11 protein-coding genes and 2 pseudogenes are annotated in these 12609 nt (G+C 70.8%); 2 read left to right on the plus strand and 11 right to left on the minus strand.

Going from position 1 to position 12609, the window contains the following annotated elements:
- Window positions 1–90: 90 nt before the first annotated feature.
- The 5 genes and pseudogenes from ACFY1L_RS03515 to ACFY1L_RS03535 form a co-directional block, all read right to left on the minus strand.
- Window positions 91–1260: pseudogene (locus tag ACFY1L_RS03515) on the minus strand (YbhN family protein); the annotation flags it as partial.
- The gene (locus ACFY1L_RS03520) at window positions 1257–2240 is read right to left on the minus strand and encodes a class I SAM-dependent methyltransferase (RefSeq protein WP_388817483.1); all 984 of its coding nucleotides are present in this window, start codon (window positions 2238–2240) and stop codon (window positions 1257–1259) included. The gene ACFY1L_RS03520 and the pseudogene ACFY1L_RS03515, both read right to left, overlap by 4 nt.
- Window positions 2237–3448, minus strand: a complete 1212-nt coding sequence (locus tag ACFY1L_RS03525; protein ID WP_388817486.1) for a glycosyltransferase family 4 protein — start codon at window positions 3446–3448, stop codon at window positions 2237–2239. The genes ACFY1L_RS03520 and ACFY1L_RS03525 overlap by 4 nt, the downstream gene beginning before the upstream one ends.
- The gene (locus ACFY1L_RS03530; RefSeq protein ID WP_361271499.1) at window positions 3445–3843 is read right to left on the minus strand and encodes a 6-carboxytetrahydropterin synthase; all 399 of its coding nucleotides are present in this window, start codon (window positions 3841–3843) and stop codon (window positions 3445–3447) included. The genes ACFY1L_RS03525 and ACFY1L_RS03530 overlap by 4 nt, the downstream gene beginning before the upstream one ends.
- A 165-nt stretch (window positions 3844–4008) precedes the next feature.
- A complete protein-coding gene (locus tag ACFY1L_RS03535) occupies window positions 4009–4992 on the minus strand; it encodes a zinc-binding alcohol dehydrogenase (RefSeq protein WP_388817489.1) in 984 nt (327 codons plus the stop codon).
- A 108-nt stretch (window positions 4993–5100) separates the two neighbouring features.
- Here ACFY1L_RS03535 and ACFY1L_RS03540 point away from each other — a divergent pair, with 108 nt between their 5' ends.
- Window positions 5101–5877: a CDP-alcohol phosphatidyltransferase family protein gene (locus ACFY1L_RS03540; protein WP_388817492.1), complete on the plus strand. Its 777-nt coding sequence runs from the start codon at window positions 5101–5103 to the stop codon at window positions 5875–5877.
- 383 nt (window positions 5878–6260) lie between these two features.
- Here ACFY1L_RS03540 and ACFY1L_RS03545 read toward each other — a convergent pair whose 3' ends face one another.
- Window positions 6261–6698 carry a GNAT family N-acetyltransferase gene (locus ACFY1L_RS03545; RefSeq protein ID WP_388817495.1) on the minus strand — a complete coding sequence of 146 codons (438 nt, stop codon included), beginning with the start codon at window positions 6696–6698 and terminating at the stop codon, window positions 6261–6263.
- A 10-nt stretch (window positions 6699–6708) separates the two neighbouring features.
- Window positions 6709–7062: pseudogene (locus ACFY1L_RS03550) on the minus strand (MFS transporter); the annotation flags it as partial.
- A 141-nt stretch (window positions 7063–7203) separates the two neighbouring features.
- On the opposite strand from ACFY1L_RS03550, the gene ACFY1L_RS03555 reads away from it, so the two are divergent.
- Entirely contained in the window at window positions 7204–7845 is a 642-nt protein-coding gene (locus ACFY1L_RS03555; RefSeq protein WP_388817497.1) for a DUF6461 domain-containing protein, read from the plus strand.
- 152 nt (window positions 7846–7997) lie between these two features.
- Here the strand turns inward: ACFY1L_RS03555 and ACFY1L_RS03560 are convergent, their stop codons facing one another.
- From ACFY1L_RS03560 to ACFY1L_RS03575, 4 genes are read right to left on the minus strand one after another with little or no spacing between them, the layout of a single operon-like run.
- Window positions 7998–9362, minus strand: a complete 1365-nt coding sequence (locus tag ACFY1L_RS03560; RefSeq protein ID WP_388817500.1) for a GH1 family beta-glucosidase — start codon at window positions 9360–9362, stop codon at window positions 7998–8000.
- A 29-nt stretch (window positions 9363–9391) separates the two neighbouring features.
- On the minus strand, window positions 9392–10231 hold the full coding sequence (locus ACFY1L_RS03565) for a carbohydrate ABC transporter permease (protein ID WP_388818919.1): 840 nt from the start codon (window positions 10229–10231) through the stop codon (window positions 9392–9394).
- Between the two features lie 7 nt (window positions 10232–10238).
- The gene (locus ACFY1L_RS03570; protein WP_388817503.1) at window positions 10239–11243 is read right to left on the minus strand and encodes a carbohydrate ABC transporter permease; all 1005 of its coding nucleotides are present in this window, start codon (window positions 11241–11243) and stop codon (window positions 10239–10241) included.
- 5 nt (window positions 11244–11248) lie between these two features.
- On the minus strand, window positions 11249–12565 hold the full coding sequence (locus tag ACFY1L_RS03575) for an ABC transporter substrate-binding protein (protein WP_388817506.1): 1317 nt from the start codon (window positions 12563–12565) through the stop codon (window positions 11249–11251).
- Between the last annotated feature and the right edge of the window lie 44 nt (window positions 12566–12609).

Consider the following 12609-nt stretch of genomic DNA (forward strand, 5'->3'; position numbering starts at 1 on the left):
GGTGTACCAGCGGGCGACCAGGACCACGGCGCCCGGCAGGGCGGCCACGAAGCTGAGCACGCCGTACACGACGGCGACCGCCACCCCGCTGTCCGCCCCCAGGCCGGCTGCCCCGAACGCCCAGGCGGCGACGCCCTCCCGGGGCCCGAAGCCGCCGACGTTCAGCGGCAGCCCCATGGCGACCAGCGCCAGCACCGACAGCGGCACCAGTACGGCGACGGAGGCGCCCGAGCCCGCGACCCGGGCGGCGAGCACGAACATCCCGATGTGACCGGCGAGGATGAGCAGGGACGAGAGGGTGACGCCCGGCCAGTTGCGGCGCGAGAGCAGCCCCTCGCGGGCCTCGGCGAGCGTCGCGCGCAGGGCCTGCCCGCGACGGGACGGCGCCGACCGGTTCATCCGCAGCGCCACGACGACGGCGAACGCGCCCACCGCGGCGAGCGCGACCAGCGGGGCGAAGTGCCGGACCTCGCTCAGCACCGGCGACGGCATGGTCAGCAGCACGGCCGCGCCCACGACCGTCAACGCGATCTGCCCGGCGACCCGTTCGAGCACCACCGAGCGCACCCCGCGGCCCATGTCACCGGCGCTCTGCCCGTGCCGTACCGCCCGGTGCACATCGCCGAGGACGCCGCCGGGCAGGGCGGCGTTGAGGAACAGCGCCCGGTAGTAGTCGGCGACGGCGGCGCCCAGCGGCAGCCGGATCTTCAGTCCGCGGGCCACCAGAGCCCAGCGCCAGGCGCTGAGCACGGTGGTGGCGACCCCGATCAGGAGAGCCACCAGCAGGGTCGTGGCGTCGATCCGCCGCAGCCCGTCGAGGAGTACGCCGGTGCCGAGCCGCCACAGCAGCGCACCGAGGATGACGACACCGGCGACCGTGCCGAAGTGGGTGCGTACGGCACGGGAGTTGAGGCGCGTCAGGACCCGGCGCCACCAGGGGGCACCGGCCGCGGACCGCGCGGAGGAGACGATCACGCCGATACGGTCCTGGGAGACGGCGGCATCGAGGAGGCCGGTCCGCGCCCGCAGAGCCGTCTCCCTCGTCGCGAGGCAGGCCGACCCGTCCGTCCATACCTCGACCACGACCGAAGCGGGGCCGACGGCCGCACCCGCCGGTACCGGGCGGACCGCGCCTTCGGGTCGCTCCTCGGCGCCGACGCCCGCCGACGTCCGGGACACGACGTCCACACCCCGCCCGGCCTGCACAGCGCCGCGCCGGTCGGCACGCACCACGACCGCCCCCACCGTCTCCACGCTCATGACGCCCCGCCCGTCGGCCGGGACAGCGCCAGCAGGTCGCTGTGGTGGATCACGGCGTGCAGCTCGCCGGCCTCGCAGGCGGCCAGGCGGTCCTGCAGATACCGTTCTGCACGCTGCTTGACCTCGGGGCGCTGTTCGACGGCCGCGCCGACCCAGCCGCGCAGCCACTGGGCCGTCAGCGCGGACTCGCCGGGGCCGAGCCGCCAGGCGCTCGGGTTGACCCGTACAGTCGCGCCGCGCTCGGAGAAGGCCTCGCAGGCGACCGTGATCGAGTCCGGGCCGAGCAGGCCGCCGCGGCGCTGGTGCTCGTTGAACGCCTCGGCGATCTCCTCGTCCATCGGATCGGACGGGGTGAGCTCGACGCGTCCGGCCACCGAGAGCGTCAGCAGCGCCGGGCAGCCGGCTCCGGTGCAGGCGGCGGCGAGGGTGTCGATCTCCTCGCGAGTGAGCACGTCGAGCAGCGCGGAGGCCGTGACCAGCGAGGCGCCGGCGAGGGCGTCCGGGGTGAGCCGGGCGACGTCGCCGCGCCGCGTCTCGACGGTGACCCGGCTGCCGTCGGCGGCGGAGCGCGGGGAGGCGACGGCCGCGAAGTGCAGCAGGTACGGGTCGCGGTCGTGCAGGATCCAGTGCTGGGGGCCGTCCAGCCGGGGGGCCAGCCAGCGGCCCATCGAGCCGGTGCCGCAGCCCAGGTCGTGGATGACCAGGCCGGCCTTGCCCGGCAGGTTCGCCAGCCGGATCCGCAGCGGGTCGAGCAGGTCGTGCGCCCGCGCCGCCGCGTCGGCGGGCTCGCGCAGCTCCAGCCACTCGGGTGCGTAACGGGGCGGCTCGTCCGGCCCGTCCTCCCGCAGCCGTACGGTGGCGCGCTCGCCGGGGCGGGAGGCGGGGCCCGCGCCGGGGATCACGGAGTCCATCGCCTCGGACTCGTCCCTCGGCCCGGGCTGCGCCGGGATCTTCCCGTCGATCTGTGCCGTCCTGTTCATGCCGCCCTCCTGGGTTCGCTCGGCAGCCGGCCCAGTACTCCGGCGAGGCTTCGGGCCGTGGTCGCCCAGCCGTCCAGGGCGGCCCGTCGGCCCCGGGCGGCTGCCTTGAGCCGGCGTCGTACGTCGGCCTCGCCGAACCAGCCGCGCAGTTCGGCGGCGAGGGCGGCGGGGTCCTCCGGCGGGACGAGGATGCCGGGGACGCCACCGTCGGGGGCGCGTCCGACCGCCTCGGGCAGCCCGCCGACGTCGGTCGCGAGCACCGGAATGCCGCGCGCGAGGGCCTCCGTGACCGCCATGCCGTACGTCTCCGCGTACGAGGTGAGGACCATCAGGTCGGCGGCGTTGTAGCTGGAGTCGAGTTCGGCGCCGGCCTGGGGGCCCGCGAGGTGGATGCGGTCCTCGAGGCCGTGCTCCGCGATCAGCAGCCGCAGATGGGCGACGTACTCGGGGTCCTGCGTGAGGCCGCCGACGCACACGCAGCTCCACCGCAGGTCGGCCGCCGCGGCCAGCGCCTGCACCAGCCGGTGCTGGCCCTTGCGCGGGGTCACCGCGGCCACGCACAGCAACCGGGAGACACCGTCGGTGCCGGAGGCGAGGGGCGCGATGTCGGCGCCGGGGGCGGCGACATGGACCCGCTCGGGCGCGAGGCCGTGGTGTGCGACGAGGCGTCGTACCGCCCAGTCGCTGGTGGCGATGACCGCGGGCACGGCCCGCAGTGTCTCGCGCTCCTTGGCGTCCAACTCGGCGGCCACCGCGGGCTCGAGACCCGTCTCGTCGCCCAGCGGAAGGTGCACGAGAACGGCGAGGTTCAGCCGTTCCGTCTCCGGGACGACGATCTCGGGGACGCCGCAGGCGACGATCCCGTCCAGCAGGACGACCGTCCCGTCCGGGAACTCCCGCAGCGTACGGGCGAGTTCCGCGCGGGCGGCGACCCCCGGCCGGGGCCACTCGCCGGCCACGGCGTGCTTGTGGACCTGCCAGCCGAAGCCGGGCAGATCCAGACTCACGCGCCGGTCATAGGCGTTGCCGCCGCTCGGCGCGGCCGGGTCGTCGACACCGCCCGGCATCACGAAGTGCACGGAGCGCAGGGACATGGGAATGATCTCGGCGTTCTTCAGGGCTGAGTTCTGCACGGGCACGTACCCGAGCGAGGGGCGCTCCGCCTTCCCCAGCGGCTGGTTCACCTTCTCCAAGGTCACGTCGGTCACAGGGCACGCTCGTAACTCGCCCAGGCGACGTGCGACTCGTGCAGGGTCACGGAGATCCCCGCGATGCCCTTGGCGCCCTCGCCCATCGCGCCCTTCTCGATCCGCTCGGCGAGCCGGTCGGCGATGACCTTGGCCAGGAACTCCGTGGAGGTGTTGATTCCGGCGAAGTCGGGCTCGCTGTCGAGGTTTCTGTAGTTCAGCTCGCTGACGACGGCGCCGAGTTCCTGGGTGGCCAGTCCGATGTCGACGACGATGTTGTCGTCGTCCAGCTGCTCGCGCCGGAAGGTGGCGTCCACCAGGAACGTCGCTCCGTGCAGGCGCTGCGCGGGTCCGAAGACCTCGCCGCGGAAGCTGTGGGCGATCATGATGTGATCGCGGACGGTGACACTGAACAACGGACGACCCTCCAGGTGCGGCGCGTCTGGTCCCCCGGCCGTTGGCCGCCGGGGGATGCCCTTGTAATACGGCTGCTCGGTTCCCCGCGTTCAACCGAGTCTCACTCTTTTCTCAGGTCAGGCGGCCTTGCCCTCCCGAAAGTCGTCCCCAATTGAACGACTCCGTCAGTCTGTGTCCGCGTACCGGACCCGGTGGCACAGCGCCGGAATCTCCCCCGAGGCCAGGCGCGGCATGACGTCCGGCAGTTCGTCGAAGGCGCACTCGCCGGTGACGAGGGCGTCGAGGGCCGGGTCGGCGAGCAGGTCGAGGGCGAGGGCGAGCCGGTCGGCGTACGTACGGCTGGAGCGGCGGGCCGGGGAGACGGTGCCGACCTGGCTGGAGCGGATGACCAGCCGCCGGGAGTGGAAGGCCTCGCCGAGCGGGAGGCTGACCTTGCGGTCGCCGTACCAGCTCAGTTCGAGGACGGTGCCCTCGGCGGTGAGCAGCTCCAGGGACCGGGCGAGGCCCTGCTCGGTGGCGCTGGCGTGCACGACGAGGTCGCGCTCGCCGAGGGCGTCCTCGGGCAGCGCGAAGTCGACGCCGAGGGCCTGGGCGACCTTGGCCCGGCCGGGATCGGCGTCCACCAACTGGACACGTACGCCCGGAAAGCGGGCCAGCAGCGCGGCCACCGAGCAGCCGACCATGCCGCCGCCGACGACGGCGATCCGGTCGCCGACCAGCGGCGCGGCATCCCACAGGGCGTTGACGGCGGTCTCGACGGTGCCGGCGAGAATGGCCCGCTCGGCGGGGATGGTGTCCGGTACGACCGTGACGGCGGAGGCCGGGACGACGTACCGCGTCTGATGCGGATACAGACAGAAAACCGTGCGCCCCACCAGCTCCTCGGGCCCCTCCTCCACCACCCCGACATTGAGGTAGCCGTACTTCACGGGCGCGGGGAACTCGCCCTCCTGGTAGGGCGCCCGCATGGCCGCGTGCTGGCTCTCGGGCACCCCGCCCCGGAAGACGAGCGTCTCGGTGCCCCGGCTCACTCCGGAGAAGAGCGAGCGCACCAGTACCTCGCCCTCGGCGGGTTCCGGCAGCTGGGCGTCACGGATCTCGCCCAGACCCGGACGACTGAGCCAGAACGCGCGTGCGATGTGGTTCATCTGGCCTCCTCCTGAACCATCTGGAAGTTGTTCACGTACCGAGGTGTGCACAGGCTGCGCACAGAGCGCGGCGTTGATCGACTCTGTCATACGGCCGGAGGGTGTGCGGTGGCCCTGAACAACACTTACGAAGCAAGGCTGGTCCAGCAGGAGACCGCTGTGGGAGCGGGCGTTCAGATCCTGTTGCTGGCCCTGCTCGGCACGGCGATCGGCTTGGGGCCGGCGGGCTGGCTGACCGGCCTCGCCTTCGCCGTCGCCACCTGGGCGGTGCTCTCGCGGGCACTGCACCGGACCCGGCCACGCTCCTTCGGCCCGGCCAACCGGGTGACCCTCGGCCGGGCGACCCTGGTGGGCGGTGTGACGGCCCTGGTCGCGGACTCCTTCGAGAGCTCACCCCCGGTCACCGTCTTCGTCGGCCTGACGGCCGTGGCCCTGATCCTGGACGGCGTGGACGGCAAGGTGGCCCGGGCCACCGGCACGTCCACCCCCCTGGGCGCGCGCTTCGACATGGAGGTCGACGCGTTCCTGATCCTGGTGCTCAGCGTGTACGTCTCCATGGAGTTCGGCCCCTGGGTCCTGCTGATCGGAGCCATGCGCTACGCCTTCGTGGCGGCGGCCCGCGTCTACCCCTGGCTCAACGCCGAGCTCCCGCCCAGCATGGCCCGCAAGACGGTGGCCGCAATGCAGGGCATCTGCCTCCTCCTGGCGGCCTCGGGCTACCTCCCCCACCTGGCGTCCTTCGCCGTCGTCGTGGTGGCCCTGGCCTCACTGACCTGGTCGTTCGGCCGGGACGTCCTGTGGCTGCGGCGGACATCGCGGGTCCGGGACGAGGAGGTCGAGGAGATGCTGGAGCTGGCGGCGGAGAGGGAAGCGGTGGCTTCCTGAGCGGCGATCGCGGCGGCGGGGGGACGGTGGCTTCCGGAACGGACGGTCACGTCGGCGGGGGGACGGTGGCTTCCGGAACGGACGGTCACGCTGTAGCGGAAAACGGGGGCGTCCGGAACTCACGGTCACCCATGCTGCGGGACGCGCTGGGCTCCAGAACACCGGTCACCCGTCGAGCGGAAACCGGGATGCCCTCGGCTCCCTCGCCCGGAACCCCAGCCGCTCGTACAGCCGGTTCGCCGCCTCCCGATCACGCCGGGAGATGAGGTCAACGATCGCTCGCCGACATCCCGGGACCTGCAAAGCCTCCCGTGTGAGCCGCCCGGCCACCCGCGACCGCGCACCACGCCCACAGCGGGACACGGCGGCGCCCAGAACACCGGTCACCCGTCGAGCGGAAACCGGTACACCTTCGACTCTCTCGCCCGGAACCCCAGCCGCTCGTACAGCCGGTTCGCCGCCTCCCGGTCCGGTCGGGACGTGAGGTCCACGGTCCGCGCCCCGGCCTCCCGGGCGATCCGCAGGGCCTCCTCCATCAGCAGGCCGGCGATCCCGTGACCGCGCGCCGCCCCGTCCACGACCACGTCCTCGATGCGGGCCCGCAGCCCGGACGGCAGTGGGAACATGACCAAGGTCAGAGTGCCGACGATCTCGCGGTCGGCCCGGGCGACGAGCACTGTGCTGGCGTCGCAGGCCAGGATCCGGCCGACCGCTTCGGCGTCGAGCGGCTTCGCGGACCGTGACAGCTGCGGCAACAGCCGGCCGAAGGCGTCGACGAGTTCCTGGTCCGCTTCCCGGGCGATCTCCACCTCGATCTTCATGACGGCGACCCTATCGACGCGGCAACGGCCCGACTGCCACAGCCGGTACGACAGCCGGCACCAGCCACCGAACCGCCGACGGCAACCCGGCATCCAGCAGCATCCCCGTCACCGAGCTGCCGACCAGCACGATCAGCCCGGAGACCGAGGACAGCGCGCCGTTGTACAGACCGAGGACGACGAAACCGGCGGGCAGCAGCCCCGCCGTGCCGGGCCCGGCGGCTGCCACGACCGTGAAGCCGACCGCGATCAGCAGCAGCCCGGAAGCCATCGAGCAGCGCAGCGTGAGGCGCGCTGCCGCCCAGCGGGTGACCGGCAACTGGACGGTCACCACCAGCAGCGACGACAGAGCGAACAGCCGGGCCCGCGCACCGCGACGCATCCAAGGCGACCGTGACCTGCACGGTTCCCAAGCAGTGACAGTCTTCTGACCGTTGGTGGGGCACAGCACTTGTTCTCGCTGTGCCCCACCGGCCCCACGTCGTGCACGGAAGGAGTGAACCGCATGCCTGAAAATCTGGCATGGATCGCCGATGCCTGGCGCGGCACGAGCCCGAGCGTCACCGACCTGTACATCGCCTGCGCCCGCGGCCTCAGCCCTCAGGAGCTGGCCGAACACATGGCCGACCATGAGCCTGTCGAGATCGGGCCCGCCCTCACCATCCAGGAAGCACACCGCATGGTCGACCTCGCGCAGATCTACTGCGTCGGCCGCATCGGCCACAGCGGCGAGTGGTCGTTCATCGTGGAGTGTGTGGGCAGCGAACGCTGGGCCCTGGACCCGGCGGTGTCCCGCGGCGCCGAGGTGCTGATCTTCGACCCACGGCCGGACGATCCGCCCTCCTTCTTCACGTACCTCGCCGATGGCGAGGTACAGCTGCACTTCGAGTTGGGCTTCGGCCACGACCCCGCCGGAGCCCAGCCCGACCTCCTGCGCCCGGCGCTGGAGGCGGCCGGAGTCATCCCACCGGAAGACGACATCGATGACCTGCTGGGCGCGGACGAGGAGCTGTCGTCCGCCGAAGAGAAGCGCCGGGTGTTGAAGGTCGTCGGTGAGCATTTCGGGCTGTCACTACCACGGCAGGTGATCGAGAACGGGCAGCTTCCTGCCGTGGTCACCCGCACCTCACCTCCGTCCTCCTGGTGACCACGACAGGCGCCCCAAGGGCCACAGCACGGTCGTCCACGGCCGCGACCCGGACAACACGGCGCCAGCAGCACGGACCGGCGAAGCCGATGTCGTATTCATCGACACCCGGGGCCCTCAGCACGCTGGCTCGTGGGTCAGGTCGGCACTGCTCAGGCAGCCTTGGACGCCCGGCCTCGGTGCCTCCGGATGATGTCCGCGTACCGATACCCACTCCCCTTGATAGTCCGCACCTGCGTCCGATAGTCCACATGCACCAGCCCGAACCGCTTCTCATAGCCGTACGCCCACTCGAAGTTGTCCAGCAGCGACCACGCGAAGTACCCGGCCAGCGGCGCTCCCTTGCGGGCGGCCGAGGCGCAGGCGGCGAGGTGGCGTTCCAGGTAGTCCTGGCGCTCGGGGTCGTCCACCGTCCCGTCCGGGCGTACGACATCCGGGTAGGCCGAGCCGTTCTCCGTGACGTACAGCCGACGCGCGCCGTACTCCTCGGTGAGGCGGAGCAGGAGCGTCTCGATGCCACTCGCGTCGATCTCCCAGTCCATGCCGGTGCGCTGGACGCCGGGGCGGCGCACCGAGCGAGCCCGGGGCGCGGGGCCGGTGGGGTCGTCGGCGACGGTGGCCGGCATGTAGTAGTTCAGGCCGAGCCAGTCGAGCGGGGCGGCGATCGTCGCCAAGTCGCCTTCCTGTTCGGGGAGTTCGACGCCGTACACCTCCCGCATGTCGGCCGGGAAACCGCGGCCGTGCACCGGGTCCAGCCACCAGCGGTTGACGTGGCCGTCCTGGCGCCGGGCGGCCTGCACGTCCTCGTCACGGTCGGTGGCGGCGTGCACCGTGGAGAGGTTGGTGACGAGGCCGACCTGCGCGGACGGGGCCGCGGCGCGGATCGCCTCGACAGCGAGGCCGTGGCCCAGCAGCAGGTGGTAGGACGCGCGGACGGCTGCCGTCAGGTCCGTCAGGCCAGGGGCCATCCTGCCTTCCAGGTGACCGATCCAGGCCGAGCAGAGAGGCTCGTTGAGGGTGGCCCAGTGGCTGACACGGTCCCCCAGGCGTTCGGCCACGACCGCCGCGTACTCGGCGAACGCGAACGCGGTGTCCCGCTCCGGCCACCCGCCCTGGTCCTGCAGCACCTGCGGGAGGTCCCAGTGGTAGAGCGTGACGGACGGGGTGATGCCCGCCTCCAGCAGACCGTCGATCAACTTGTCATAGAAAGCAAGGCCCTTGGGGTTCACCGGCCCCTCCCCGCCCGGCATCACCCTCGGCCAGGCGATCGACAACCGGTAGGCGTTCGTGCCCAGTCGGCGCATCAGGCCGATGTCCTCGCGCCAGCGGTGGTAGTGGTCGCAGGCCACGTCGCCGTGGTCATTGCCCGCCACCTTGCCGGGGGTGTGCGAGAAGGTGTCCCAGATCGACGGCGTGCGGCCGTCCTCCGCGACGGCTCCCTCGATCTGGTACGCCGATGTGGCCGTGCCCCACAGGAAGTCGTGCGGGAGGGCGGAGAGGTCGATGCGGTCGGACACGTAAGTCCCTTCGGATTCGGACGAGTTGGTCACTTCACGGCCCCTGCCGTCAGCCCGGCGACCAGATAGCGCTGCAGCAGCAGGAACCCGGCCACCACAGGCACGCTGACGACCAGCGAGGCGGCCATGATCTGGTTCCAGTACACGTCGTTGAGCGTGGAGTAGCCCTGGAGGCCGACGGCGAGCGTGCGGGTGGTGTCGTTGGTCATGACGGACGCGAACAGCACCTCGCCCCAGGCGGTCATGAAGGCGTAGACGGCGACGGCGACGATGCCGGGGATCGCCGCCGGGACGACGACACGGAAGAGGGCCCCGAGCGGTCCGCAGCCGTCCACCAGTGCCGCCTCGTCCAGATCCCGTGGCACCGAGTCGAAGTAGCCGATCAGCATCCAGATCGAGAACGGCAGCGAGAAGGTGAGATACGTCAGGATCAGGCCGCCGCGCGAGCCGAACAGAGCGATACCCGTGGCGTTGCCGATGTTGACGTAGATGAGGAACAGCGGGAGCAGGAAGAGGATGCCCGGGAACATCTGCGTCGACAGGACGGTGACCGTGAAGACCCGCTTGCCTCGGAAGTTGTAGCGGCTGACGGCGTACGCGGCGAACACCGCGATCACCACCGAGCAGATGGTCGCCGCACCCGCCACGATCAGCGAGTTCACGAAGTAGCGGGCGAGTGGGACCGTCGACCAGATGTCGATATACGGGCGGATCGTCAAACCACTGGGCAGCCAGCGGAACTCGCCCGTCACGTCCGCGAGCGGTTTCAGTGAGCTGGAGACCATGACGTACACCGGCACCAGCACGAAGCCCGTGAGCAGAGTCAGGAAGACCCGCCGCGACCAGAGGAAGGAACTGGGCGGCGCCATCGGCGACTTAGGCATCGGCGGCCCTCCGTCCGCGTGATCCCCTCGAGGTGAGCACCAGATACACGCCAGTCACCACCAGCAGGAACAGCAGCAGGAGTACGGACATCGCGGAGCCGGTGCCGAAGTTCCACGTCACGAAGGACGCCTGGTAGATGTGCACCGAGATGAGGTCCGCGGCCTCGGGGGCGGCCTTGCCGAACAGGACGTACGGCGTGTTGAAGTCGTTGAAGGTCCACAAGAACAGGACCAGGACCAGGACCTGGTTGACGGCACGCAGCGACGGCAGGGTGATCCTGCGGATCTGCTGCCACATCCCCGCACCGTCCAGCGCCGCCGCCTCGTACAGCTCGCGCGGGATGTTCTGCAGCCCCGCCATGACGATCAGGAACGCGAACGGCCAGCCCTTCCACACCGATACGACGAGCAGCGCATAGAAGCTGTTGTCGCCGATGAGCCAGAACGACGGCTTGTCGGTGAGGTGGAGCTGGTCGTGCAGGACGTGGTTCACCAGGCCGTTGTCGTGCTGGAACATGAACACCCAGGTGATGACGGCCGCGTAGACCGGCAGTGCGTACGGCACCAGGAACAGCGCCCGCAGCAGACCGCGGCCGGCGAAGGTGTCCTGCATGTAGATCGCGGCCGCCGTGCCGATCAGCCAGCACAGGCCGACGGACAGAAGCGTGAAGCCGACGGTGACGAAGAAGGAGTGCAGCAGGGCCTCGCCGACCGGGGCGTCGAAGTCCACGGACACTTTGTAGTTGCCGAGGCCGGACCAGGGCGCGGTGCCCCAGTCGCGGATGTAGAACTGCGTGAGCTCCTTGAAGCTCATCACGATGCCGATGACCATCGGCACCAGGTGGACGAGGAGTTCGAGGAGGAGGGCGGGCAGGAGGAGCAGGTACGGGAGTCCGATACGGCGGATCCGGCCCGGGCGACGGCGACGCGGTTCGCGTGCCGCCGCCCCGGACGAACTCCCCCGCACCGAAGGCTCCTTGAGGGCGGTGGTCGTCATCGGGCTCACTTCGCCGGCATCTGCTGCTGGGCCTTCTCGAGCTTCGCCTTCACCGACTCGGTGGTGACCGCGCGCCCGGCCGCCGCGTCGGCGAACAGGTCCTTGACCGCCGTACCGACCGCCGTCTCGAACTGCGACTCGTCGGCGACCTGCGGCAGCGCGGCGGCGCTCTTGGCGAGGGTGTCCTTGAGGACGGAGTTCGAGGGGGAGTTGAAGGCCGCCTCTCCCTGCGCGGCCTTGACCGGCGGGATCGAGCTGTATGCCGTGTTGAGGATGTTCTGCTCCGCGTCGCTGGTCATGAACTTCACGAACTTCGTGGCGCCGTCGAGGTTGTCGGTGTTCTTGAAGACGGCGAGGTTGATGCCGGCGACCATCGAGTTGATCTGGGTGCCGGTGCCCGGGGTGCCGGACTGCACGGGGACGGGCGCGATGCCGTACGAACTCTCGCTCATGCCCTGCGACTTGAGATTGGCGGACGCCGACTGCCACAGCAGCATCGCCTGCTTGCCCTTGGCGAAGTCGCTCACGGACTGGTTCTGCGCGTACTCGGCGTCGCCGGTCGGGATGACCTTGTCCTTGGCCATCAGGTCGACGTACTGCTTGACCGCCGCGACCACACCGTCGGCGGTGAAGTCGGCCTTGCCGTCCGGGGTGAAGAAGTCGGCGCCGTGCTGCTTGGCGAAGACGAAGACGTGGTGGATGTTCTCCGCCAGGTTCGAACCCTCGGCGCCGAGCGGCGACTTGCCCTTCGCCTTGATCTTCTTGCCGTCGGCTATCAGTTCGTCCCAGGTGGCCGGGGGCTTGGTGATGCCGGCGTCGGCGAAGATCTCCTTGTTGTAGTAGAGGGCGTAGGCCATCGAGTACAGCGGTACCGCGGCCGGGTCCTTGCCCTCGGCACCCGTCGAGCCGAGCGCCGAGTCGACGAAGCGCTCCTTGCCGCCGATCTTGGCGAAGTTCTTGGCGTCCCAGGGCAGCAGCGCGCCGGTGGCCTGCAGGGAGGCGCTCCAGGTGTTGCCGATGTTCAGGACGTCGGGGCCCTGGCCCGAAGTGGTCGCGGTGAGGATCCGGTTGAGCAGATCCGACCAGGGGACCACCTCCAGCTTCACCTTGATCCCCGTCTGCTTCTCGAACTTGTCGAGCTCGGGCTGCAGGACCTTCTTGTCGACGGCGATGCTGGCGCCCTGGTTGGAGGCCCAGTACGTGAGCGTCTTGGGCGAGTCGTTCGACCCGCCGCCGCTGGACGAACCGCCCCCGCAGGCCGAGGCGGCAAGGGCGAGTGACACGGTGACGGCGCCTACGGCCGCGGCTCGGATGCTGCGCATGGCTCCCGGTGTCCCTTCAGGGATTGCACTCATGGCTTAATTTA

This window comes from Streptomyces sp. NPDC001663, assembly GCF_042893105.1.
In the GTDB taxonomy this organism is placed as follows: domain Bacteria; phylum Actinomycetota; class Actinomycetes; order Streptomycetales; family Streptomycetaceae; genus Streptomyces.

What these genes read in the sequence shown, in the direction of transcription:
- ACFY1L_RS03545 (WP_388817495.1), bottom strand. Translation starts at nt 6,698, where the DNA reads ATGAAGATCGAGGTGGAGATCGCCCGGGAAGCGGACCAGGAACTCGTC.
- ACFY1L_RS03535 (WP_388817489.1), bottom strand. Translation starts at nt 4,992, where the DNA reads ATGAACCACATCGCACGCGCGTTCTGGCTCAGTCGTCCGGGTCTGGGC.
- ACFY1L_RS03520 (WP_388817483.1), bottom strand. Translation starts at nt 2,240, where the DNA reads ATGAACAGGACGGCACAGATCGACGGGAAGATCCCGGCGCAGCCCGGG.
- ACFY1L_RS03575 (WP_388817506.1), bottom strand. Translation starts at nt 12,565, where the DNA reads ATGCGCAGCATCCGAGCCGCGGCCGTAGGCGCCGTCACCGTGTCACTC.
- ACFY1L_RS03565 (WP_388818919.1), bottom strand. Translation starts at nt 10,231, where the DNA reads ATGGCGCCGCCCAGTTCCTTCCTCTGGTCGCGGCGGGTCTTCCTGACT.
- ACFY1L_RS03570 (WP_388817503.1), bottom strand. Translation starts at nt 11,243, where the DNA reads ATGACGACCACCGCCCTCAAGGAGCCTTCGGTGCGGGGGAGTTCGTCC.
- ACFY1L_RS03555 (WP_388817497.1), top strand. Translation starts at nt 7,204, where the DNA reads ATGCCTGAAAATCTGGCATGGATCGCCGATGCCTGGCGCGGCACGAGC.